Annotated in this window: 20 protein-coding genes; 7 read left to right on the top strand and 13 right to left on the bottom strand. The window is 65.6% G+C overall.

From position 1 onward, the window contains the following. Positions 1-19: 19 nt before the first annotated feature. Positions 20-1,057 carry a M20/M25/M40 family metallo-hydrolase gene (locus tag Q0897_RS02785; RefSeq protein ID WP_299307378.1) on the bottom strand — a complete coding sequence of 346 codons (1,038 nt, stop codon included), beginning with the start codon at positions 1,055-1,057 and terminating at the stop codon, positions 20-22. A gap of 37 nt (positions 1,058-1,094) precedes the next feature. Then, positions 1,095-1,880 (bottom strand): 3-hydroxybutyrate dehydrogenase, encoded by a 786-nt coding sequence (locus tag Q0897_RS02780; protein ID WP_299307377.1) that lies wholly within the window; start codon positions 1,878-1,880, stop codon positions 1,095-1,097. Positions 1,881-1,972: 92 nt separating this feature from the next. On the opposite strand from Q0897_RS02780, the gene Q0897_RS02775 reads away from it, so the two are divergent. Together Q0897_RS02775 and Q0897_RS02770 are read left to right on the top strand one after the other, a co-directional pair. Further along, positions 1,973-2,848 carry a neutral zinc metallopeptidase gene (locus Q0897_RS02775; protein WP_299307376.1) on the top strand — a complete coding sequence of 292 codons (876 nt, stop codon included), beginning with the start codon at positions 1,973-1,975 and terminating at the stop codon, positions 2,846-2,848. Further along, the gene (locus Q0897_RS02770) at positions 2,848-3,426 is read left to right on the top strand and encodes a hypothetical protein (protein WP_299307375.1); all 579 of its coding nucleotides are present in this window, start codon (positions 2,848-2,850) and stop codon (positions 3,424-3,426) included. The genes Q0897_RS02775 and Q0897_RS02770 overlap by 1 nt, the downstream gene beginning before the upstream one ends. 57 nt (positions 3,427-3,483) lie before the next feature. Here the strand turns inward: Q0897_RS02770 and Q0897_RS02765 are convergent, their stop codons facing one another. Next, positions 3,484-5,037 carry a M56 family metallopeptidase gene (locus Q0897_RS02765; RefSeq protein ID WP_299307374.1) on the bottom strand — a complete coding sequence of 518 codons (1,554 nt, stop codon included), beginning with the start codon at positions 5,035-5,037 and terminating at the stop codon, positions 3,484-3,486. After that, a complete protein-coding gene (locus Q0897_RS02760) occupies positions 5,034-5,414 on the bottom strand; it encodes a BlaI/MecI/CopY family transcriptional regulator (RefSeq protein ID WP_202084165.1) in 381 nt (126 codons plus the stop codon). The genes Q0897_RS02765 and Q0897_RS02760 overlap by 4 nt, the downstream gene beginning before the upstream one ends. Before the next feature lie 74 nt (positions 5,415-5,488). Between Q0897_RS02760 and Q0897_RS02755 the strand changes: the two genes are divergently transcribed. After that, a complete protein-coding gene (locus Q0897_RS02755) occupies positions 5,489-6,190 on the top strand; it encodes a peptidylprolyl isomerase (protein WP_299307579.1) in 702 nt (233 codons plus the stop codon). 13 nt (positions 6,191-6,203) lie between these two features. Here Q0897_RS02755 and Q0897_RS02750 read toward each other — a convergent pair whose 3' ends face one another. Continuing rightward, on the bottom strand, positions 6,204-7,214 hold the full coding sequence (locus Q0897_RS02750; protein ID WP_299307373.1) for a glucokinase: 1,011 nt from the start codon (positions 7,212-7,214) through the stop codon (positions 6,204-6,206). Between the two features lie 56 nt (positions 7,215-7,270). After that, on the bottom strand, positions 7,271-8,428 hold the full coding sequence (locus Q0897_RS02745) for a hypothetical protein (protein ID WP_299307372.1): 1,158 nt from the start codon (positions 8,426-8,428) through the stop codon (positions 7,271-7,273). Positions 8,429-8,523: 95 nt separating this feature from the next. On the opposite strand from Q0897_RS02745, the gene Q0897_RS02740 reads away from it, so the two are divergent. Both Q0897_RS02740 and murF read left to right on the top strand, forming a co-directional pair. After that, positions 8,524-9,282, top strand: coding sequence for an alpha/beta hydrolase (locus tag Q0897_RS02740; protein ID WP_299307371.1), 759 nt, complete (start codon positions 8,524-8,526; stop codon positions 9,280-9,282). Then, positions 9,279-10,883 (top strand): UDP-N-acetylmuramoyl-tripeptide--D-alanyl-D-alanine ligase, encoded by a 1,605-nt coding sequence (gene murF, locus Q0897_RS02735; RefSeq protein WP_299307370.1) that lies wholly within the window; start codon positions 9,279-9,281, stop codon positions 10,881-10,883. Before Q0897_RS02740 ends, murF begins: the two co-directional genes overlap by 4 nt. Positions 10,884-10,886: 3 nt before the next feature. Here murF and Q0897_RS02730 read toward each other — a convergent pair whose 3' ends face one another. Continuing rightward, the gene (locus Q0897_RS02730; RefSeq protein WP_299307369.1) at positions 10,887-11,651 is read right to left on the bottom strand and encodes a molybdopterin-dependent oxidoreductase; all 765 of its coding nucleotides are present in this window, start codon (positions 11,649-11,651) and stop codon (positions 10,887-10,889) included. Beyond that, positions 11,648-12,499 carry a cytochrome b/b6 domain-containing protein gene (locus Q0897_RS02725; RefSeq protein WP_299307368.1) on the bottom strand — a complete coding sequence of 284 codons (852 nt, stop codon included), beginning with the start codon at positions 12,497-12,499 and terminating at the stop codon, positions 11,648-11,650. Before Q0897_RS02725 ends, Q0897_RS02730 begins: the two co-directional genes overlap by 4 nt. A 182-nt stretch (positions 12,500-12,681) precedes the next feature. Here Q0897_RS02725 and Q0897_RS02720 point away from each other — a divergent pair, with 182 nt between their 5' ends. Continuing rightward, positions 12,682-14,823: a malate synthase G gene (locus tag Q0897_RS02720; RefSeq protein WP_299307367.1), complete on the top strand. Its 2,142-nt coding sequence runs from the start codon at positions 12,682-12,684 to the stop codon at positions 14,821-14,823. 52 nt (positions 14,824-14,875) lie between these two features. On the opposite strand, the gene maiA is transcribed toward Q0897_RS02720, so the two are convergent. The 5 genes from maiA to Q0897_RS02695 all read right to left on the bottom strand — a co-directional run bounded on the left by maiA (position 14,876) and on the right by Q0897_RS02695 (position 19,386). Then, complete coding sequence (gene maiA, locus Q0897_RS02715) at positions 14,876-15,523, bottom strand: maleylacetoacetate isomerase (protein ID WP_299307366.1); 648 nt, start codon at positions 15,521-15,523, stop codon at positions 14,876-14,878. Then, positions 15,520-16,833, bottom strand: coding sequence for a fumarylacetoacetase (fahA, locus tag Q0897_RS02710; protein WP_299307365.1), 1,314 nt, complete (start codon positions 16,831-16,833; stop codon positions 15,520-15,522). Before fahA ends, maiA begins: the two co-directional genes overlap by 4 nt. Further along, on the bottom strand, positions 16,830-17,378 hold the full coding sequence (locus Q0897_RS02705; RefSeq protein ID WP_299307364.1) for a VOC family protein: 549 nt from the start codon (positions 17,376-17,378) through the stop codon (positions 16,830-16,832). The genes fahA and Q0897_RS02705 overlap by 4 nt, the downstream gene beginning before the upstream one ends. 118 nt (positions 17,379-17,496) lie before the next feature. After that, on the bottom strand, positions 17,497-18,864 hold the full coding sequence (locus Q0897_RS02700; protein ID WP_299307363.1) for an L-serine ammonia-lyase: 1,368 nt from the start codon (positions 18,862-18,864) through the stop codon (positions 17,497-17,499). 24 nt (positions 18,865-18,888) lie between these two features. Then, positions 18,889-19,386: an Lrp/AsnC family transcriptional regulator gene (locus Q0897_RS02695; RefSeq protein WP_299307362.1), complete on the bottom strand. Its 498-nt coding sequence runs from the start codon at positions 19,384-19,386 to the stop codon at positions 18,889-18,891. 72 nt (positions 19,387-19,458) lie between these two features. Between Q0897_RS02695 and putA the strand changes: the two genes are divergently transcribed. Continuing rightward, the gene (gene putA / locus Q0897_RS02690; protein ID WP_299307361.1) at positions 19,459-23,259 is read left to right on the top strand and encodes a trifunctional transcriptional regulator/proline dehydrogenase/L-glutamate gamma-semialdehyde dehydrogenase; all 3,801 of its coding nucleotides are present in this window, start codon (positions 19,459-19,461) and stop codon (positions 23,257-23,259) included. Positions 23,260-23,298: the final 39 nt, after the last annotated feature.

Here is a 23,298-nt window from a genome sequence, read left to right as displayed (position 1 = left end):
CCGCCCTGCGCCTTCGCCGCTAGGGGGTGGTCGCGCTTTCTGTTGCAACGGGCCGCCCGTCGGAGCGCAAGGGGCCGGGAAAACGGGACGGGTCCGCCGCCGCCCGGACAAGCGCGGTATGCAGACGCACCATGTCGACCGCCGCGCCCAGCTCGACCGTTTCGAACTCGTCGCCGGGGCGGTGGTAATTGCCATCCATGAACCGGGCGAGCCGCGGCGCATCGGCGAAACTCGCGCTCACCATCACGGCGGGCAGCCCGGCCCGCATCAGGGCATAGCCATCCTGACGGCGCAGGAACATGGCGTTCACCGCGTCCGGATCGACGAGCACGATCGCCTCTTCATCCGCGACGCTCTGCACCAGCTCGGCCAGCGGACCGCCCTTTTCTCCGATCACGACCGCCGGTGCGTCCGCCGGGGCCAGCCCTTCGCTGTCGATATTGAACGCGGCGACGAACTTGCCCAGCGGCACGGGCGGATCCTCGGCAAAGGCGCGCGCGCCCAGGAGGCCGTCCTCTTCCGCCCCGGTGGCGAGGATATAGACATCGCGCTTCATCCGCGGTCCGGCGCGAAGATTGCGCGCGATCTCGGTAATCATGGCAAGCCCGGTGGCATTGTCGACCGCGCCGTTGCAGATCGTGTCGATGAACCGGCGCCCGCACTTCGCATTATGCGCGCCAAGGTGGTCCCAGTGGGCGAGCAGCAGCACCGCGCCCGCCTGCGGGTCGGTCCCCTCGATCCGGCCGATGAGGTTGTAGGTCGTGACCGCCTCGCCGTTCGCGCCGGTCACGCGGAACGGCGCGCGCCACGGGCTGGCCGAATCGTGGGTGCCCGATTTCAGGCCGATCGCCTTCCACTGCGCCTGAAGATAGTCGAGCGTCAGCCCCTCGCCCGGCGTGCCGGCCGCGCGCCCTGCGAAACGGTTGGAGGACAACAGCTCGACATGGGAGGACAGCGCCTCCGCAACACTCGCCGGTTCACGCTCGCGCACCGTTGCGCACGCCGAAAGCAGCGCCGCGCAGGCCGCCACCCACGCGCACTGTGCGGCCCGTCGCATACGCCTGTCGCCCCCGTTTGCCCCGTGTTTCATCGCATCATTGCGCGGTCCAGCCGCCGTCCATGCTGATATTGCCGCCGGTCATGTTCTGCGCCGCGTCCCGGCACAGGAACACCGCGAGCGCGCCAATATCCTCGGGCTGGGTGAATTTCTTGGTCGGCTGCCCGGACAGGAGGACGTTTTCGATAACCTCCTCGCGGCTGAGCTTGCGGGCTTTCATCGTGTCGGGAATCTGGTTCTCGACCAGCGGGGTCCACACATAGCCGGGCGAAATGCAATTGGCCGTGATATTGTCCTGCGCGAGTTCGAGCGCGACCGTCTTCGTCAATCCGGCCAGCGCGTGTTTTGCCGCAACATAGGCCGATTTATACGGCGATGCGGCCAGCGAATGTGCAGAGGCGGTATTGATGATGCGCCCCCATCCGCGCGCCTTCATCATCGGCACGCAAAGCCGGCACGCATCGAACGCCGCCGTGAGATTGAGCGCAATGATGCTGTCCCATTTTTCGGGCGGAAATTCGTCGATCGGGGCGACATGCTGCATCCCGGCATTGTTGACGAGTATGTCGACCGCGCCAAATCGGGTCCGCGCCGCCTCGATCAACGCCTCGGTCCCTTCGCGCGCGGTCAGGTCGGCGGGCACGAATGCGACCTCGACCCCGTGATCCAGCGCCATTTTCGCGCGCGTCTTCTCGATCTCGGCCTCGTCGCCGATGCCCGTCATCACGATATTGGCGCCCTCCTGCGCGAGCGCATCGGCGATGGAATGCCCGATGCCCGAGGTCGATCCGGTCACGAGTGCGGTTTTTCCGGTAAGGAACATCTTATACTCCAAAAGGTTATCCGGTCTGGCATCAAGGTGGCACCATGACCGGGCCGATTCGGCACGACCGGCACCTTTGAAAACGAGGTAACATGAGGCTGAACGATTTCTCCCGTAATATACGCGTGCGGGACCAGCGCGGTTCCGGCGGCGGTATCGGCGGGGGCAAGAAACTGGGTTGCGGCGCGATCGTCGTCGCGCTGATCGGGGCGGTGTTCTTCGGAATCGACCCGATGACCACGCTCGGCACCATCGACCAGGTGACGCAATCCGCCCCCGCCGGCAGCGGTCAGGAACAGGTACAGAGCGGGCAGACGGTCGAGGAAAGCTGCTCCGCCGGGCCGTACAGCCGCGAAAGCTGCGCTGCGCTCTCCTCGCTCGACGAAACATGGGCGCCCTTGTTCGCAGAGGCGAATATTCCGTTTGAGCGGCCCACCCTAAATTTCTACGACGGCCAGGGGCGTTCGGGTTGCGGCAGCGCGCAGGCGGCGATGGGGCCGTTCTACTGCCCCGCGGACGAGGGTATCTATATCGACACCAGCTTCTATGATCAGATGGAGCGTCAGATGGGCGCCGGCGGCGATTTCGCGCGGGCCTATGTCATGGCGCACGAATATGGCCACCACGTACAGCACCTGACCGGTCTCGCCGATCAGGTCCGCAGCGCGCAATCGTCCAATCCTTCGGGCGCGAACCCGTTGCAGGTGCGCATGGAGTTGCAGGCCGATTGCTATGCCGGGGTGTGGGCGGCGAAGAACCGCGACCTCATCGAACCCGGCGATATTCAGGAAGGCCTGCGCGCCGCCAGCGCCATCGGCGACGATACCTTGATGCGCAATGCCGGGCGGCGCGTATCGCCCGAAAGCTTCACCCACGGTTCAAGCGCGCAGCGTATGGAATGGCTGCAACGTGGGCTTCAGACAGGAGACGAGGATCAATGCGACACCTTTGCCGATTTGCGCCGCTGATGGCCATGGCCGCCGCGTTCAGCGCGCCGGCCATGGCACAGGAGGACATGCGCGATCCCGATTTCGAGGCCGAGGATCTCGCCACGCAGCCGCTGCGCGATCTCAACCTGCACCGGGACGATATTCCGCCCCTGCTCATCGACGTGGCAGCGGACCCGTATGCGACCGGCGGGCTGCACGATTGCGCGCAGATCGCGCGCGCGGTGACCGATCTCAACCTCTATCTCGGCGTGGACATCGATCAGCCCGCGGCGGAAAAGAGCGACATGCAGAAGGGCACCAACATGGCGGGCAATGTCGCCAAGTCGCTGGTCGGCGGGCTCATCCCGTTTCGCGGCATCCTGCGCGAGGTGACGGGCGCGAACGAGGAACGCCGCCGGTTCGAACGGATCGTCGGGGCCGCGCTGATCCGGCGGGGCTTTCTCAAGGGATTGGGCGCGGCGCGCGAATGCGAATGGCCCGCCCGCCCGGCCCGCGAAGGCGACGTGTTCGATCCGGTCGCGCGGCGGACCGCGGAATTGGACCTTCCGCAGCAAGGCAGCACCGCGGAACAGATGGCGGTAAGCGAGACGCCCTAACCCGGCGTCCCCCTGCATTTCCGTCCCTTGCGCCCCTGAACTCCCCGCGAAGGAAGGTCAGTTGCCGCGGAGCTCTACCTGCATGTCCTCGAGTTCCTGGTCCAGATCGCGCAAGGCTTCGGCACGGGCATCGGCCGGGATCGAGCGGCTCGTCGCGATGGCACGGCGCGCGGCGCGCACGGCGGAGATCGCACTGGCATAGGCCTTGCGCTCGATCGCGCGTTCATCGACGACCTGCGTCTGCATGACGCGCCGCTTGCCGTCCTCGTCCACGCCGAAGAGCCGGATGACATGGCGCTTCCCATCGCCGTCGCTCGACACGGAGTGCTCTATGTCGGGCACGGATTTCATTGCGAGGCGCACGCTTTGCGCGATCATGGGGCCGAGCTGCTCCATCTCGTTTTCGAACGCCTCCATTTCGGATTCGAACGCGTCGGCCTCGGCTTCGGCTCTCGATGCTTCGGCCTCGATCCTGGCTTCGTAGGCGTGACGGTCGGTACCCGCCCACGTGTCCGGAATGTCCTCGGGTGCCGGCACCTGCGCAAAGCTGGCGGGCGTCGCCGGCGGCGCGGGTGGGTGCATGGGTGACGGCGGGGCGGCGGGAACCGGCGGCGCGGCGGGCGCAGGACGCGCGGCCTGCTCCCCCTCGGCAAAGCTGATCGTCGCAGAGAGGGGCAGAGCGACCAGCACGGCGCCCGCAATCGCCATGCGCCCGGCACGGCGGCGGCGGGTGCTGCCCTCCTCCTGCGTCAGGCTGCGCAAACGGTGGACGATCGCCTTTTCACCGAGCGCCGGGCCGATCTCGCGAAAACCCGCCATCGGCGCGGCGAGCGCCATGTGCTGTTCCCGGGCGAAGAGCACGATCACCTCGCCATAGCGGGCGCGCACGGGACGGCTCTTGCCCGCCATGACATGCGCGTCGCAGGCCGCTTCCTGATCCCGGCGCATTGCGCGCCAGCCCAGCCACGCCACGGGATTGAACCAATGCAGCGCCAGCACCGGCTGCGCCAGTATATTGGCGAGCAGATCGCCGCGGCGATGGTGCGCAATCTCATGCGCGATGGCGAAATCGCGGGCCTCACGGCTCGGCTGCGCCATGAAACCCGCGGGCATGGCGATCACCTTGTCGCGTATGCCGAAGGCGAGCGGCGCGGCGACCTTGCGGCTTTCCACCATGCGAATATCGCCGACCTCGCCCACCGGCACCGCGCCGTCGAGCAGGCGTGCCCGCATCGCGCGATAATTGCGCATGCGCCAGACACAGAACGCCGCCGCCCCGCCAAGCCAGATCGCGATGGCGAGCGTTGCGAAAATATCGCCGCCCGCGCCGGTCTGCACCGCCGCGTCGGTCAGGGATGCAGTCCCGATCTCGGCATCGACCACCGAGGGATGCACCGGAGGCGCCTTTTGCGCAAAAAGCGGCACGCCGGCCTCCGGCGCCAGCCACGCGGGCAGCACGATCGGCGGCATGACGAACCGCAACGCCGGCAACAGCCACAGCGCATAGGCAAGCCGCGCGCCGAACAGATGCGCCATCGGCCGGCGGATGAGCAGCACCAGAGCGATCAGCAGCCCCGTGGCGAGCCATGTATCGAAAACGAACCCGGTCATTTGCGCAACTCCTGCAAGAGAGCCTCAATCTCGGACAGATCCTTGTCATCCAGCGCCTCGGCCTCCGCCAGATGCGCGAACAGCGACGATGCGCGCCCGCCGAACAGCCGGTCAACGAGCCGGCGCGATTCCGTGCCGACATATTCGGAGCGCGCCACGACAGGCGAATAGAGAAAGCGGCGCCCGTCCGGCGCCGTGTCGACCGCGCCCTTCTGGCTAAGGCGGGAGAGCAGCGTCTTTACGGTGGCAAGGCTCCACCCGCGTGTTTCGCCGATCCGGTCGGCCACCTGCGCGGCGGTGAGCGGCGCGTCGGCCCACAAGGCTTCCATCACCGCGTGTTCGGCCTCGCTGATGCGTTCGGTCTGGGGGGTGTTCATCGATTCCTCCACGGGTTGCGATTACAGTTGTAAGCGATCCGATTACATCTGTAAATGCTCGCGCCGTGGCCGAAATGACGCTCGTCGATCCCGGTATGTCGTTCGTCGAACGGATTTGGCATGATCGCGCCATGCTCAAACGATTCGCCCTCGCCGCCCCCCTCGCCCTCGCCCTGTCATCGCCCGCGGCCATGCCGGCATCGGGGCAGGATGCCGCGCCGCCCGCCACGCAGGACGTCGTCATCGAAACGACCATGGGCGACATCACCGTCACGCTCGAAACCGGGCGCGCGCCGGTGACCACCGGCAATTTCCTGCGCTATGTGGATGAGGACCGGTTCGACGGGACGGTGTTCTACCGCGCGATGCGGCTCGACTGGGGTGAGCAGCCCAATGGCTTGCTCCAGGGCGGAACGCGCAACGATCCGGAGCGTATTCTCGACCCGATCGCGCACGAACCGACGAGCGAGACCGGGCTGACCCACGACACCGGCACCATTTCGATGGCGCGATTCGACCCCGGCACGGCGACCGGCGATTTCACGATCATGCTCGCCCCGCTGTCCAGCATGGACGCCGATCCCGCGTCGGACGATCCGTCCCTGCACGCAGGGTTCGCCGCGTTCGGCCGGGTGGTGGACGGCATGGACGTGGTGCGCGCGATCTTTGCCCGCCCGCTCGACCCGGAGGCCGGCGAAGGATGGATGAAAGGGCAGATGCTCGCAGAGCCGGTCGAGATTGTCGACATACGTCGGGTGGCGCCGGCGGAACGCTGACCCCGGCGGGCGTTTAGTCGTACGCCTGCGCAAAGGCGGCGGCGGCGCCGAAAAGACCCGGCTGCGGATGGGTGATCAGCTTGACCGGGATCGTCTCCATGAGCGCGCGAAACCGTCCCTTTGCCACGAAACGTTCGTCGAAACGGCTGTCGAGCAGCTTGTCCTTCAGCCTGAGCCCCAGCCCGCCCGCGATCACCACCGCATTGGCCCCGTGGGCAAGCGCAAGGTCGCCCGCCACGCTGCCCAGGATCATGCAGAAACGCTGACACGCCTTGACCGCGACGGGATCGCTGTCGGTCATGGCGGAAAGCCACAGTTCGCGATCGTCGCCCGACGGCATCGGCAATCCCTCGATCGCGGCGATCGCCTCGGCGAGCGGGATGATCGCGGGGCCGGAACACATCCGCTCGACCGATACGCGGGGAAGCACCTCGCGCACGTGGGACAGGATGCGCTCGTCGATGCGGTCCTCGGGCGCGAAACCGATGTGCCCGCCCTCGGTCGGCTGCACGCGATAGCTATCCTCTTCGCGCGCGCCCTGAAACAATTGCGCCACGCCGAGCCCGGTGCCCGGTCCGGCGACGGTCGTGACCCCGGTGCGCGGCAATGAAATGTCCGGCCCGGCGAGATGGATGAAATGATCCTCGTGCGCCGCGGCGACGGCGTGGCCGACCGCCTCGAAATCATTGATGATGACGTGGTCGTCGACCTTCAGCTCTTCGGCGATCTCGGCGGGTTTTACGACCCAGTGCGAATTGGTGAAGCGGATTTCCTCACCCGTGACCGGCCCTGCGACCGCGATGGCCGCCGCGCGGGGCAATTCGTAATCCACCGCATCGGCAAACCGGTCCCATGCCGCGCCCAGGCCAGCGACGCTGCTCGTCGCGAAGGTGTGCGGCGTGCCCAGCGAGATGACATGGCCATCGGCAACCTCGGCCAGGGCAAAGCGGGCATTCGTCCCCCCGACGTCGATGGCAATGACGCGGGTGGTGTCGTGGGCGGGCTCTTCGGGTTCGCTATCCATCGCCACCGTGCTAGCTTTCGCGCGGTGCGTGGACAAGCGGATTTGCACGCCTCTTTTTACCGGGGCAGGAGATAGGCACCCTGCGGCACCGGGTCATCGAACCGCTTGACCGTATCGGCCAGCGCTTCGGCCACCAGATGGTCAATTAGTTCCGGGAACAGCAAGGGCCGCGCCGCCGCCTCCCAGAGGAAGAAGCCATAGCTGCCGGGAATGGCGTTGATCTCGTTGAACCACAATTCGCCGGTTTCGCGATTCGCCATGAAATCGATGCGCGGCGCACCCCGATGGCCGAGCGCGACGAACACCCGGCGCGCATAATCGTGAATGCGGTCCTGAAACGCGGCGGGAAGGTCGGGATTGATGTCGCGGGTCAGCGAAAGCATCCCCTCGCTCGGCAGGAAGGCGCCCTTCGTGCCGCCGCCCGATGACAGGTATTTCTCCTTGAAATCAAGGAGTTCTGCACCAGACTTCGGACGCTCTATAGCCGAAAGCGCGACATCGTCCCCGGTCCAGCGCATGGCGATGTTATATTCGACCAGATTCTGCACCTGCGGCTCGATCAAGGCGAGATTGTCCTGCGCCAGCACATAGGCGACCAGCGAGGGCAGATCCGCCGCCGTCTTCGCCAGCCCGACCCCGATCGAGGAGCCGAGATTGGCCGGCTTCACAATGGCGGGAAAGCCGACCTTCGCCTCCACCTCCGCGACAAGATCGGCGGACCGGGCGAGCCGCGCCCGGTTGGCCGTCACATGGTCGAGCACGTTCACGCCCGCCAGCTTCACCAGCGCCTTCGTCGCGTCCTTGCGCATGGCCATGGCGCTGCTGCCCGCGGCAAAGCCGGTGACCGGAATGCCGAGCAGTTCGAAATGCCCCTGAAGCCGGCCGTCCTCTCCGAACGGGCCGTGAAACACCGGGAGCACGCAATCGATCGGCGTCTGCGTCCCGGATTTCAGCTCCTGCATCACCGGGCCGCGTTCGGACCAGCGGAAGAATACTTCGGGCGCGCCCGCAGGTTTGGGCTTGAACCGCCTGATATCGCGCAGGAAAGGCGCGGAAAAAAAGCGGTTCTCGAAATCGGTGTAGACCGGCACCACCTCGATATTGCGGACATCGGCGGCATCCATCAGCTGATGCGCCGACACGACGGACACGTCATGCTCCTGGCTTGCACCGCCGAACATCACCGCCACGCGTTTCCTGTCGTGAGCCGTCAAAACATATCCTTGGGTCTGAAGTTTTCCGCCGTCATGCGCCGCTTGCGCGCTTGCTTCGTCTTGTGCCGCAAATCAAGGCCTGTAAGAAGGGCGTCATGCAGCCCCCCCATCATATTCGGATCGGCACGCCGGGCAAGCCGCGCGTCGTTTTTGCCCATGGCTGGGGTCGCACCCACCGCGATTTCATCCCGGTTGCGGAGGCGCTGGCCCCGTCGGTCGATGCGTATCTGTTCGACATGCCGGGCTTTGGCGAATCCGAACGGCCCGGCGATGCGTGGGGCACCGCCGATTACGGGCAATTCATGTCCGAGCATCTGCTCGACGCACTCGGCATCGATTCGTGCGTGTGGGTCGGGCACAGTTTTGGCGGGCGCGTCGGATTGCGCATCGGCGCACGCTCGCCGGGGTTGTTGCAGCATATGGTGATCGTCGCCGGTGCGGGCGTTCCGCGCGACATCGGCTGGGGCGAGGGGATGAAGCGCAAGCGTAGCGCGGCAAAGTTTCAACGGCTGAAGGCCGCGGCAAGGGATGAGGACGCTCTCATCGCGCTCGAAAAACAATATGGCAGCCCGGATTACGTCGCGGCGCGCGAAACCGGTATGCGCGACATTTTCGTCGCCACCATTTCCGAGGATCAGAGCGATCAGCTTCACAAGGTCGCCGTCCCCACCACGTTCATCTACGGCGGGGCGGATACCGAAACACCGCCCGAAATCGGCCGGAAACTGGCCGCCGGCATTCCGCAATCCGAATATATCGAATGCCCGCATTATGACCATATCTCGATCCTCGATCGCGGACGGCATCAGATCGCGCTCGCCATCAAGGAAGCGGTGCAGGGAGGCGAGGCATGACCTTCGCGCTGATCCTTTTTGCGGTGGCGGCCTATGCGCTGGCATGGGTGCGCATCCACACGCTGCTGACCTATTTTCAGCAGGAGGAATATAACGGGCGCCGCTTTATCGGCGCGGTGATGCGCGTGCGGCTTTTCGACGTGAAAGCCAGCATCGTGCTCGCGATCAGCACTGCGATCGCGCTGTTTTTTCCCGCCAGCCGGACGGGGGCGATTGCGCTTTCGCTGCTGATCTTCGTGGATGCGGGGCTGCTCGCGCTGATCGCGTGGCGGGAACGCGGCTATGGCTATAAAAAGCCGCTGGTGATGACGGGGCGGGCGCGGCGCATTCGCAACCTTGCCGCGATCCTTGCGCTGTTCGTCGTCGCGGCGGCGCTGTCGGGGCCGCTGGCGACGTTGGTCGCGCTGCAATTGCTGCCGCTGGCGCTGATCGCGGGGAATGCCGTCCTCGCCCCGCTGCAGGAGCGGGAGAACGAGGGATACATTGCCGAGGCGCGGGAAAAGCTTGCCCGGCTGAACCCCCGCCGCATCGGCATCACCGGTAGCTTCGGAAAGACCACGACGAAGCATATCTTTGCCGAGGTGCTCGCCGTATCGGGGCCGGTGTTCTATTCCAAGGGGTCGATCAACACCGTGCTCGGCCTCACGCGCCATATTCGCGAGCGCCTGCAATTCAGCCACCGCTATTTCATTGCCGAGATGGGCGCCTACGGCATCGGTTCGGTCGCGCGTCTGTGCCGGTTCGTAAAACCCGATTTCGGCATCGTGACCGCGATCGGCGATGCGCATACCGAACGCTTCGGCTCGGTCGAGAACATCGCGAAGGCGAAGAGCGAGCTGGTCGAGGCGGTGTGCGCCAATGGCGGCATCTCGCTCGTCTCGACGCAGGTGATGGATTACGAACCGTTCCGCATCCTGCGCGATGCCCACCCGGCGCAGGTCGTGACCGTCGGCCCCGAGGAGGACGCCGACATCCGCATCGGGAGCGCGGAATTGCGCGATGCGGACTGGCACATCGTGCTCGACGACCGGCGTGAGGGCGGCTTTGGCGCGCTCGCTTACGAGCTGCCGCTGCTGGGCGAGCATAATGTGATGAATTCCGCGCTGGCCGTGGCGGCGGCGGCGGTGATCGACCCGACGGTGGCGCGGCGCATCGCACTGGTCACCCCCGATGTCGAGCAGGTGCCCCACCGCCTGCAAAAGCGGGAAAGCCCCGGCGAGGCGCTGGTGCTGGACGATGCGTATAACGCGAATGAACAGGGCTTTCGCAATGCCGTTTCCGTGCTGGCCGAGCTGGCGCGGCAACGCGGCGGGCGCGCGATCCTGGTCACGCCGGGCATTGCCGAGCTGGGGATGGAGCACGATCGCGTGCATGCGGCGCTCGGCGAATATACCGCGCGCCATGCCGATATCGTCTATGCCGTGAACCCGTCGCGCATCGCCAGCTTTACCGCCGGCTTGCGCAAGGCCGGCAAGGAACCGCACGAGGTCGACAGCTTTGCCGAGGCGCGCGCCGCGCTCGAAAAAATCGCGACGGCGGAGGATGTCATCCTCTACGAAAACGACCTGCCCGACCTGCTGGAGGAAAAGCGCCTGCTCTGAGCCTCAGATCCCGGCCCACCAGGCGTAGCGGGCGCTGTCCTCCCAGTAACCGCCCTTCCCCCCGGCTACATTCGCGAAATCGGCAATCGCCTCGATCCCGGTCACGAATTTCGCGTGTTTGTAGCCCAATTGCCGCTCCACCCGGAGGCGCAGGGGCGCGCCATGGCGTTCGGGCAGCATTTCGCCGTTCATGCGCCAGGCCATGATCGTCTGCGGATGAAATGCCTCGATCATGTCGATCGTCTCGTAATAGGGCGTATCGCCATAATTGTCGGCACAGCGAAACAGGATGTAGCGCGCCCGCGTCCGGTCCAGCCCCGCCATGTCGAGCAGCAGCTTGAGCGGCGTTCCGGTCCATGCCCCGATGGCGCTCCACCCCTCCACGCAATCGTGTTTCGTCACCTGCGTCCGGGCGGGCAGGTTCGTCAGATCGCGCAACGACAGTTCGAGCGGCCGCCGCACCAGCCCGCCGATGCGCACCCGGTAATCGGCAAAGCCATTGGCCAGCATCCGGCGATATTCGGGCGTATCGACCGTGCGCGAACCATTGGCGCGAAAGACCGGGCTGCGCTGCGACAATGCATATTCGGGGGCCAGCGCGCGCCGGTCGGTGACGAGCCGCTGCGCATCGCGCGTGAATTCGTCCAGCGAATAGACCACGTCCGACACCGGCCCGGTTTCCAAAATCCGCTGACACCCGCCAAGCGCCGCGCCCGTGCCGAGCAGCGCCGCGCCGCGCGCCATCATCCCGCGCCGTGAAACGCTCATCGCTTGTCCTCCGGCAGGCGGAAGCGCCCGCTTATCATGCTGCGTATCTCGTTCACCGGTCCGGCCAAAAGGACCATCGCGATATGCACGATGATGAAAAGGACCAAAGCGAACGCCGCGATGAAATGCACCGAGCGGGCCGATTGCCGCCCGCCGAACAGGTCGAGGATCCACCCCCACGACGCATTCATGAACGGGCTCATGCCAAGGCCGGTCAGCACGATCGTCGGCAGGATGACGAACAGCACGGCAAGATAGCTCAGTTTCTGAAGGATGTTGTAACGCGCCGCCGCCGCGCCGGTGGGAAAGCGCAGCCGCGCATGATCGCGGATGTCGCGCCAGATATGCCGGGGCCGCAATTCGCGTTTCGTGGGGAGGAGATCGCGCGCGACATGGCGGTTGGCGATGCTCCACAGCATGTAGAGCAGCCCGGCCACGCCGAAAATCCACGCGCCGAGGAAATGATAGCGCCGCCCGTCGGCGAGGCTGTAATAATTGGGCAGCGTCATCCAGTGGGGAAAGGCGCGCGTCATCGTGCGGCCCTCCTTCTCCCACACGCCGAGCACGCCGGTCGTCCGGAGCGCCGCATCGCCGACGCGCACATATCCCTCCGCCCCCGCATCGGTGTCGCGGGCGCCGATCTGGAGCCAGGCGGTATCGTAATTCGCGCCGTAATGCCCCCAGTAGAGCCGGGGATGCGCGTTGAAGATCATCAGCCCGCTCATCAAAAGCGTGAACACCGCGACCACATTGGTCCAGTGCCACAGCCGGGTGGACAACCGGTGCCGCCGCACCACGCGCCCGCCCGCGGTATCGCCGGGGGTTTCGACCTGTTCGGGAATTGCCATGCATCCACCATGCCGCGCCGCCGACCCCCTTGGCAAGCGCCATCGGGCGGGCGCCGGGTCGCGGCAAAGTGCAAAACTTACAAGCGCGGCGCCCCGCCTTTACGCAAAAGCACAAGGTCGGCGGTTTCGCCGACGCCGCCGACCCCCTACCCCGGTCGGCAACAGGCACGAGGAGAATGGCGATGACGCAGCAGGACACAATCGAGAGAACCGGCACGAGTGGCGGGCGCGTATCGCGGGCCGGGCTCGACGTGGCGGCGGGGCTTGCCGAATTCGTCGAAACGCGCGCCCTGGCAGGGACCGGGATCGACGCGGACGCGTTCTGGCAACGGTTTGCCGCGTTGCTCGGCGAACTTGCGCCCGTCAATCGCCGCCTGCTCGACCGGCGTGACACGCTGCAGCAGGCGATCGACGAATGGCACGCGGCCCGCAAAGGAAAGCCCATCGACACGCAGGAGTACATGCAATTCCTTCGCGAGATCGGCTATCTCGTGGAGGAGCCGGCACCGTTTGCCGTCGATACCGAAAACGTCGATCCGGAAATCGCGACCATGGCCGGGCCGCAGCTCGTCGTGCCGGTGCTTAACGAACGGTTCGTGCTCAATGCCGCCAATGCGCGCTGGGGCAGCCTGTATGATGCGTTCTATGGCACCGATGCGCTCCCCGGCACGCCGGAGCCGCGCGGTTATGACGAGGCGCGCGGCGCGAAGGTGATCGCGGCGGGGCGCGCGTTCCTCGACGAGACCGTACCGCTGCGCGAAGGGTCGTGGGCGGATTGGGACGGGCGCGAACCGCTCTTGCGCGAAGGCGAATTGCGCGGGCGGCGGGGCGATGGCTGGCTCCTGCGGCACAATGGGCTACATATCGAGATCGTCGTGGACCGCGATCACCCCATCGGCCGGACCGATAGCGCGGGCGTTGCCGACATCGTGATGGAGGCGGCCATCACCACCATCGTCGACATGGAGGATTCGATCGCCGCCGTCGATGCGGAGGACAAGGTTGCCGCCTATGCCAACTGGCTCGGGTTGATGCGCGGCGAGCTGACCGCGCATTTCCGCAAAGGGGGGAAGGATGCGAGCCGAACGCTCGCCGCCGACCGCGACTATACCGGACCCGATGGCGCGTTCACCCTGCCCGGGCGGAGCGTGCTCTTCGTCCGCAATGTCGGCCATCTCATGACCAATCCCGCGATTCGCCTGCCCGACGGGTCGGACGTGCCCGAAGGGTTGATGGATGCGGCGATCACCGCGCTGTGTTCGCTGCACGATCTGAAGCGGCTCGGCAATCCGGCCATCGCGAACAGCCGCACGGGCAGCATCTATATCGTGAAGCCGAAGATGCACGGGCCGGAGGAAGCCGCCTTTACCAACCGGCTGTTCGACGCGGTGGAGGACATGCTGAACCTGCCGCGCAACACGATGAAGGTTGGCGTCATGGACGAGGAACGCCGGACGAGCGCCAATCTTGCCGCCTGCATCGCGGCGGTGCGCCACCGGATCGTGTTCATCAATACGGGGTTCCTGGACCGTACCGGCGATGAAATCCACACCGCGATGCGCGCCGGGCCCATGGTGCCCAAGGGCGAGATGAAGGCATCGGAATGGATCGACGCCTATGAAAAGCGCAATGTCGCGATCGGTCTTTCCTGCGGGCTCGACGGAAAGGCGCAGATCGGCAAGGGGATGTGGGCGATGCCCGACCGCATGGCCGACATGCTGGAGGCGAAGATCGCCCATCCCATGACGGGTGCGAACACGGCATGGGTCCCCTCTCCCACCGCCGCGACCTTGCACGCCATCCATTACCACCGCGTCAATGTGTTCGACCGGCGGGAGCATATCGCGAACGAAGGCATCCCGCCGCTCGAAAACCTGCTGCGCGTGCCGCTGGCCGACGGGCGCAACTGGACCGAGGATGAAATCGCGCGCGAACTCGACAATAATGCGCAAGGGATCTTGGGCTATGTCGTGCGCTGGATCGATCAGGGGGTCGGGTGTTCCAAGGTGCCCGACATCCACGACATCGGCCTCATGGAAGACCGCGCGACCTTGCGCATTTCATCGCAGGCGCTGGCGAACTGGCTCATGCATGGTGTGTGCAGCGAGGCCGATGTCGACGCCGCCCTGCGCCGCATGGCCGCAAAGGTCGATGCGCAGAACGCCGGCGATCCGTTCTACGAACCGATGGCCGGCAATTGGGACAGCAGCCACGCATTCCGGGCTGCACGCGCGCTGATCTTCGAAGGGGCGGCGCAGCCTTCGGGCTATACCGAGCCGCTGCTACACGCATGGCGCCTGCGCAAGAAGGCGGAGGCGGCCTGAGGCAGGACGGGCGCCGGTTTGCCACGCATGCGGCGAACCGGCGCTCTATCTGTCAGTCGGCGTCGGGCTGACGGTCGGGGTGGGCCGCGGCGATCTGCGCATTGTTGCGGGCATGTTCGACCACGCGCATGAGCTTGGGGTACGGCGCCATGTCGACGCCGAAACGCTCGGCGGAATAGACCTGCGGCACGAGATAGCATTCGACCATCGTCGGCGAATTGCCGAATGCATATTTGTTGCCATGTTTGATGATCATTTCCTCGAGCGCCTCGAAACCGCTCGCGATCCATTTGGTCGCCCATGCCTTCACCGCGTCGTCATCCGCGCCGAAATCGTCGCGAATGGCGCTGAGCACGCGCAGATTGTTGAGCGGATGAATGTCGCACCCGATGACCGCGCACATCGCGCGCACCGTCGCCCGCTCATAGTGATTGGTCGGCAGCAGCGGCGGCTCGGGATAGCGTTCCTCAAGAAATTCAAGGATCGCCGGGCTTTGCGGGAGGTAATAGCCCCCCTCCTCGAGCACGGGCACCAACCCTTGCGGCGCCATCGAGCGATAGGTTTCCAGCCTGTGCGCCCCGGTACGCAGATCATGCGTGACCTGCCCGTATTCCAGCCGCTTCAGCTCCAGCGCGATCCGCGTGCGATAGCTCGTCCCGGACCGCCAGTATCCGTGGAGGATCAGTTCGGGCGGCGTCACGACCGGAACTCCGGCGCGGCGCGGATGACCGCGCGGCATTCGCCGAACCCGATGCGGACGGCGCCATCCGCCTCGCCATAGGCGCGCATGATGATCTCGTCGCCATCCTCCAGGAATGCGCGCGTCTCGCCATTGGGCAGTTCGAGCGGTTGCTTCCCGCCGCGGCTGATTTCCATGAGGCTGCCCATCGTGTCGTCATCGGCGTCCGACAATGTCCCGGTGCCCAGAAGATCGCCGGGCCGCAGATTACAGCCATTGACCGCGTGATGCGCGACAAGCTGCGCCGCGGTCCAGTACATCGCCGTCATCGGCCCCTTGCTGAGCCGGTGCGGTTCGGCGCCGGCACTGCGCATCGTCGGCGTGGTGAGCAGGACCTCCATCGTGATGGCGAACGCGCCCGATTTCTGATCCTCCGCATCGGTGAGATAGGGCAAGGGCTGCGGGTCGCCATCGGGGCGGGCGGGCTGTGCCGTGCGGAACGGGGCGAGCGCATCGCCGGTCACGATCCAGGGCGAGATCGAGCTGTGGAAATTCTTCGCGAGGAAGGGGCCGAGCGGCTGATACTCCCACGCCTGAAGATCGCGCGCGGACCAGTCGTTGAGGATCGACATGCCGGCGATATGGTCGCCCGCCTGCGCGATCGGGATCGGCTGACCCAGATCGTTGCCCTTCCCGATCCAGATTGCCATCTCCATTTCATAGTCGAGCCGCGCCGCCGGGCCGAAGCCGGGGTTGCCGCCCTCTTCCGCCGGCTTTTTCTGGCCGACCGGGCGCGTGACCTCCGCGCCCGACACGCGGATCGAGGACGAACGCCCGTGATAGCCGATCGGCACGTGCTTGTAATTGGGCAGCAGCGGATTGTCGGGGCGGAACTGCTTCCCGATGTTCATGGCGTGGTGGATGCCGGTGTAGAAATCGGTGTAATCGCCGACCATGACCGGCACGTGCATGGCGCAATCGTCCGCCGCGTAAAGATGCGGGCGCACGTCGCCGGCCCGGCTTTCATCGGTCAGCAGGCCGAACAATCCGCGGCGAAGGGCGCGCGCCGATGCCGGACCGCAGCCGAGCAGCGCATTCAGCGTGTCCTGCCCCGCGAGCTTTGCGGCCTCTACCGCATCGCCGTCGAGCAGATCTGCAACCGCCGCGATGTCCAGGATTTCATCCCCGATCGCGGCGCCGCCACGCTTCCCCTTTCCGCCGGGCGCAAAAATGCCGAGCGGCAGATTCTGTACCGGGAAATCGGGGTGGCCATTGGCGCTCTCGACCCAGCTTTTCGCGGCGGGGTCATGGGTGAAATCCGTATCGGTCATTGCTTTTCAGGTTCCTCGTGTAGCCATGCGGCATGGCGCGGTGCACGCTTCGTGCGCGACCATTCGTCCAGCATGAGTGGGGCGACCCGTTCGAGCTCCGCATATTGTTCGTCGGTGCCGATATTGCAGGCCAGTTCGACGCGGTGCCCGTTGGGGTCGAAGAAATAGATCGATCTGAACACGCCGTGGAACGTCGGGCCGAGCACGTCGACGCCCCCCGCCTCCAGATGGTCCTTCGCCGCGAGCAGCGCGTCCATGTCCGGTACCTCGAACGCGAGATGCTGCACCCACATGGGCGTGTTTTCATCGCGGCCCATGTCGGGCTGTCCGGGCAGTTCGAAGAAGGCCAGCACATTGCCGCCCCCGCAATCGAGGAAGACATGCATGTAGGGGTCGTCTTCGCCGGTGGAGGGGACCTTGTCCTCGCTAAACGCGCTTTTGAACGTCATGCCGAGCATGCGCTCGTACCACTCGACCGTCTCCTTCGCGTCCTTGCAGCGATAGGCGACGTGGTGAATGCGGCTGAGTTGGAATGGCGTGGTCATCGTGATCCTCCTTGCCCAACGCGCCTGTGGCGAAAGGTTTCCCCGGCTTCCTCGGCGCTCCTGTGCGTTTACCGTGCTATAGTATCACCTGAAACCTGTTTGCGCCATGGTCTGCGTGTCAGCATTCGACGACGTTCACGGCCAGCCCGCCGAGCGAGGTTTCCTTGTAGATTTCCATCATGTCCTGCCCGGTCTTGCGCATGGTTTCGATCACCTCGTCGAGGCTGACGCGGTGGGTGCCATCGCCGAGCAGCGCGAGCCGCGCCGCCTCCACCGCCTTGATCGAACCCACGGCATTGCGCTCGATACACGGCACCTGCACCAGTCCCGCGACCGGATCACAGGTGAGGCCGAGATTGTGCTCCATCCCGATTTCCGCGGCGTTCTCCACCTGCATAGGCGTGCCGCCCAGCGCGGCGGCAAGCCCCGCCGCCGCCATGGAGCAGGCGACGCCCACCTCGCCCTGGCACCCGACCTCGGCGCCTGAAATGCTGGCGTTTTCCTTGAACAGCGAACCGATCGCGGCGGCGGTGAGGAGGAAATCCTCCACCCCGCGCCGGCTCGAATTGGGGGCAAAACGTTCGTAATAGCGCAGCACCGCCGGCACGATGCCCGCCGCACCATTGGTCGGCGCGGTCACCACCTTGCCGCCAGCGGCGTTCTCCTCGTTCACGGCGAGCGCCCACAGGTTGATCCAGTCGATCACGGTGAGCGGATCGGCCAGCGCACGCTCCTGCCGCTGCATCAGCGATTCGCGAATGCACGGCGCGCGGCGTTTCACCTTCAACCCGCCGGGCAATTCGCGAAGGTCGGTGTGCATGCCGCGTTCGATGCAAGCCGTCATCGCATCGGCAATCTCGGCCAGCCGCCGCCCGATCTCATCCGGCGAACGCAGGCTTTCCTCGTTCTCGCGCACGAGATCGGCGATGCTGGTGCGGTTTTCGCGGGCCAGCGCCAGCAATTCGCGCGCGGAGGAAAACGCATTCGGCACGTCGCCGGCAAGGTCGACCGGCGCATTCCGGCCCACCTCGTCTTCGTGAAGGATCGCGCCGCCGCCGATCGAATAATACACGTCGCTGCGCAATTCGGCGCCGCCTTCGTCGAAGGCCGTGAACCGCATGGCGTTGGAATGAAAGGTCAGCCGCTCCTTTTGCAGGAACAGCAGGTCCGCATCCTCGTCGAACGCGATCTCGCGCTTATTGTCGAGCGGCAGGCGCCCTGTTTCCCGTACGCGTGCGACGATGCGCTCCGCCTCGTCCGGGTCAATCTCCGCCGGCGTCTGCCCGGACAGGCCGAGCAGCACCGCGCGATCGGTCGCATGCCCCTTCCCCGTCAGCGCGAGCGAGCCGAACAGCCGCGTTTCCACCCGCGCGGTACCGGACGGCGCCGCGGCGGCAAAGGCGGCCGCGGCCGACATCGGCCCCATCGTATGAGAGCTGGACGGGCCGACGCCGATCTTGAACAAATCGAATGTGCTGATGAACATGGGCCGTGCATAGCCCATCGCCCCCTATCGGGAGAAGTCGCAAATCGTTTCCATCGCAACGAATGTCGACGTGCTGGACACATGGGGCAGCGCGGAGATGCGTTCGGAGAGCACCTTGCGATATTCCTGAATGTCGCGGGTGCGGATCTTGAGCAGGAAATCGAACGTGCTGGCGATCATGTGACATTCCTCCACCTCGGGGAGCTGCCGCACCGCGGTCTTGAAGGCGACCATTGCCGCCTCCCGCGTGTCCGACAGCTTCAATTCGACGAAGGTCACATGGTCGCGGCCCAGCCGGGCGAGGTCCACGACCGCGCGAAAGCCCGTGATGACGCCAAGATCCTGCAACCGCTTCAACCGGATCTGGCATGGCGTTTTCGACAGGCCGATCTGCCGGGCCAGCTCGCTCACCGACATGCGCCCGTCGGCGGTCAATGCGGCCAGTATCTTGTGGTCGAACGCGTCCAGATCGACTGTATCGTCCGCAAGGCGTGTGCCATTTGGTCTAGCAGGTGGGCTCATTATGGCCAGATAGGGCTTAACTGTCCGGGGGGGAAGGAAATAAGCCATACGCCGTGCGTTGAATTGGCTATTATGACCTACATGCACACACCCGAATCCATCGACCGCCTGAACCACGACGCCCATGATGCGCCGCGCGATACCGACGCGCCCGCCGCCAACCGGACGGACAAACCCTCCGATGAGGTCCAGTCGGGTCAGGCGTCCGGTCAGGCGCCCGACCATGCCGTGATCGCAGGGGAAAAGGCGTTCACCCATTTCGCCCCGCCCGTCCGCGAGCAATCCGAACTTCGCCGCCGCATCACCGATCATTATCGCTGTGCCGAGCCCGACTGCCTGCAACCCCTGCTCGAATATGCGCGCCGGCCCAAGGTGCAGCGTCAGGCCGCGCAGGACACCGCCTATGACCTCGTCATGGGGCTGCGCAAGGCGCGCAAGCCTTCGGGGGTCGAGGGGTTGGTGCAGGAATTCTCCCTGTCCACGCAGGAAGGTGTCGCCCTGATGTGCCTTGCAGAGGCATTGCTGCGCGTGCCCGATGCCGCGACGCGCGACGCGCTGATCCGGGACAAGATTTCGGGCGGCAACTGGCGCTCCCACGTGGGCGAGGAAAAGGCGCTCTTCATCAACGCGGCGAGCTGGGGCCTCATGTTCACCGGCCATCTCACCGGGAGCGTCGGGCCCAAAGGCCTGACCGAAAAGGGGCTGGCCAATGCGCTGACCCGCGTGGTGGCGCGCGTCGGCGAGCCGGTCATCCGCAAATCGGTCGACATCGCGATGCGCATGATGGGCGAACAGTTCGTCACGGGCGAGGACATTGACGAGGCGCTGAAACGTGCGCGCCACATGGAGAAGAAGGGATTTTCCTACAGCTTCGACATGCTGGGCGAGGCCGCCGCCACGATGAAGGGCGCGGAAGGCTATTACCGCGATTACGAAACCGCCATCCACGCCATCGGCAAGGCGGCGAACGGTCGCGGCATCTACGAAGGCGCGGGCATTTCGATCAAGCTGTCGGCGCTCCACCCACGCTACGAACGTGCGCAGGCCGACCGCGTCATGGACGAGATGCTGCCCAAGGTGATCGAACTCGCGCGCCTTGCGAAACATTACGACATCGGTCTCAACATCGATGCGGAGGAAGCGGACCGGCTCGAACTCTCGCTCGACATTCTGGAATCGCTGGCCGTGCATCCCGACCTTGCCGGGTGGAACGGGCTGGGTTTCGTGGTGCAGGCGTTCGGGAAGCGGGCGTTCTACGTGCTCGACTGGATCATCGACCTTGCCAAGCGGTCCGACCGCCGCATCATGATCCGGCTGGTCAAGGGCGCCTACTGGGATGCGGAGATCAAGCAGAGCCAGGTCGAGGGGCTGGACGATTTCCCCGTGTTCACGCGCAAGCTGCACACCGACGTGTCCTTCCTCGCCTGCGCGAAAAAACTGCTGGAGCACAAGGATGTCGTGTTCCCGCAATTCGCGACGCATAACGCGCAATCATTGGCCGCGATCTATCACATGGCGGGGCCGGACGATTTCGAATTCGGCGATTACGAGTTTCAGTGCCTGCACGGCATGGGCGAACCGCTCTATGAACAGGTCGTCGGTCCGGACAAGCTGAACCGGCCCTGCCGCATCTACGCACCTGTCGGCACGCATGAAACGCTGCTTGCCTATCTGGTGCGGCGCCTGCTCGAAAACGGGGCGAATTCGTCCTTCGTCAATCGTATTTCCGATCCCGCGGTCCCGGCGTCCGAGCTGGTCGTCGATCCGGTGAAGATCGTGCGCGACATGCCCATGCCGGGCCGGCTGCACGATCGTATTTCGCTGCCGAAGGACATTTATGGCGAGCGGCGCAATTCCGACGGGATGGACATCTCGGACGAGCGTGACCTTGCCACCATGACCGACGCGATGATCGCCAGCGCGAAGCGGACATGGACCGCCTTTGCCGACGGCGACACGAGCGATCCTGTCGAGGTGCTCAACCCTGCCGACCACCGCGACGTGGTGGGCCACATGCGGGTCGCCTCCCCCGAAATCGCGCAGGCGGCAATGACGCGGGCCGCGGCGTCCAAATGGAACGAGGTGCCGCTCTCCACCCGCGCCGACATGCTCGAACGTGCGGCTGACGCGATGCAGGAACGCATGCCCGAACTGCTCGGCCTGCTGGTGCGGGAGGCGGGGAAATCCGTGCTCAACGGCATTGCCGAGGTGCGCGAGGCGATCGACTTCCTGCGCTATTACGCGATGCAGGCGCGCGAGATTTTCGATGAGGGTCAGAAGCCGCTCGGCCCTGTGGTCTGCATCAGCCCGTGGAACTTCCCCATGGCGATCTTCACCGGGCAGGTTGCCGCGGCGTTGATCGGCGGGAACACGGTCGTGGCGAAACCGGCGGAGGAAACCCCGCTCATCGCTGCCGAAGCGGTGCGCATGCTGCACGAGGCGGGCATCCCGCGCGATGCACTGCAACTGATGCCGGGGTTTGGCGAAACGGGCGCCGCGCTCATCGGGTCGCCGGAGGTGGCGGGCGTGATGTTCACAGGCTCCACCGAAGTCGCGCGCATCATTCAGAAACAGCTCGCCGACCGGCTTTCGCCCGAGGGCAAGCCGATCCCGCTTATCGCGGAAACCGGCGGGCAGAACGCGATGATCGTCGATTCCACCGCGCTTCCCGAGCAGGTCGTGGGCGATGTCATCGGTTCCGCCTTCGACAGCGCTGGACAGCGTTGTTCGGCGCTTCGCGTGCTGTGTCTTCAGGATTCGATTGCGGACAACACGCTCGACATGTTGAAGGGTGCCTTGCAGGAATTGCGCATCGGCTCGACCGACCGGATCGGCAACGATATCGGCCCGGTCATCAGCGCCGAGGCGAAGGACGGCATCGAAAAGCACATCGCCGAGATGGAAGCCAAGGGATGCCGGGTGCATCGCCTTTCCATGCCGGACGATACCGCCCACGGCACGTTCGTCGCGCCCACGATCATCGAGATCGACAACATGGCGATGCTGACCCGCGAGGTGTTCGGCCCGGTCCTGCACGTCGTGCGGTTCAAGGCGCATCAGCTCGACGCGATGATCGATGCGATCAACGATACAGGCTATGGCCTGACCTTCGGCCTGCACACGCGGATGGACGAGCGCGTCGCCCACGTGGTGAAGCGGATCAAGGTCGGCAATGTCTACGTCAATCGCAACCAGATCGGCGCCATCGTCGGCGTGCAGCCGTTCGGGGGCCGCGGGCTTTCGGGCACCGGGCCGAAGGCGGGCGGGCCGCTCTACCTTCGCCGGCTGGTCAAGAATCCGCCGGTGATGGAGCATCCCTTTGCCGTGCGCGGCGATACGGCGCTGCTCGATTACGGCAAATGGCTCCATGAAAATGGCGAGCAGGGCACCGCGCGCCGGGCCAAGACCTATGGCTGGCAATCGGCGCTCGGCGTGGAGCTGGAACTGCCCGGCCCGGTAGGCGAGCAGAACCTCTATGCCCTCCACAGCCGGGGCCGCATCCTTTGCCTGCCCGAAACGCGGCGCGGCATGCTGGGGCAACTTGCCGCCGTGATCGCGGCGGGCGGCGTGGCCGTTTTCGACAGCGAGGTGGAGCTACCCACCGACCTGCCGCAAAGCGTGCGGCGCCACGTGTCGCAGGATCTTGGCCTGGGCTTTGCCGGCGCGCTCATCGAAGGCGATGCCGACAGGGTCAAGGCGCTGCAACGCGAAATCGCGAAGATGGACGGGCCGATCCTGCTCACCCAGGCGGCGACCCCACGCGAATGTCTCGAAGGCGGGGCATGGCACGTGGACTGGATGCTGGAGGAGGTATCCACCTCCATCGACACCACCGCGGCGGGCGGCAATGCCAGCCTGATGATGCTGGGCTGATCGCACGCACCGGAGCCTACGGAAAGCGCCGCGTCCCGA

Origin of the sequence: uncultured Croceicoccus sp. (assembly GCF_947496385.1) — a bacterium.
Taxonomy (GTDB): Bacteria; Pseudomonadota; Alphaproteobacteria; order Sphingomonadales; family Sphingomonadaceae; genus Croceicoccus.
Note: the sequence above shows the minus strand (reverse complement) of the source record. Positions and strands in the feature narration are given on the sequence as shown.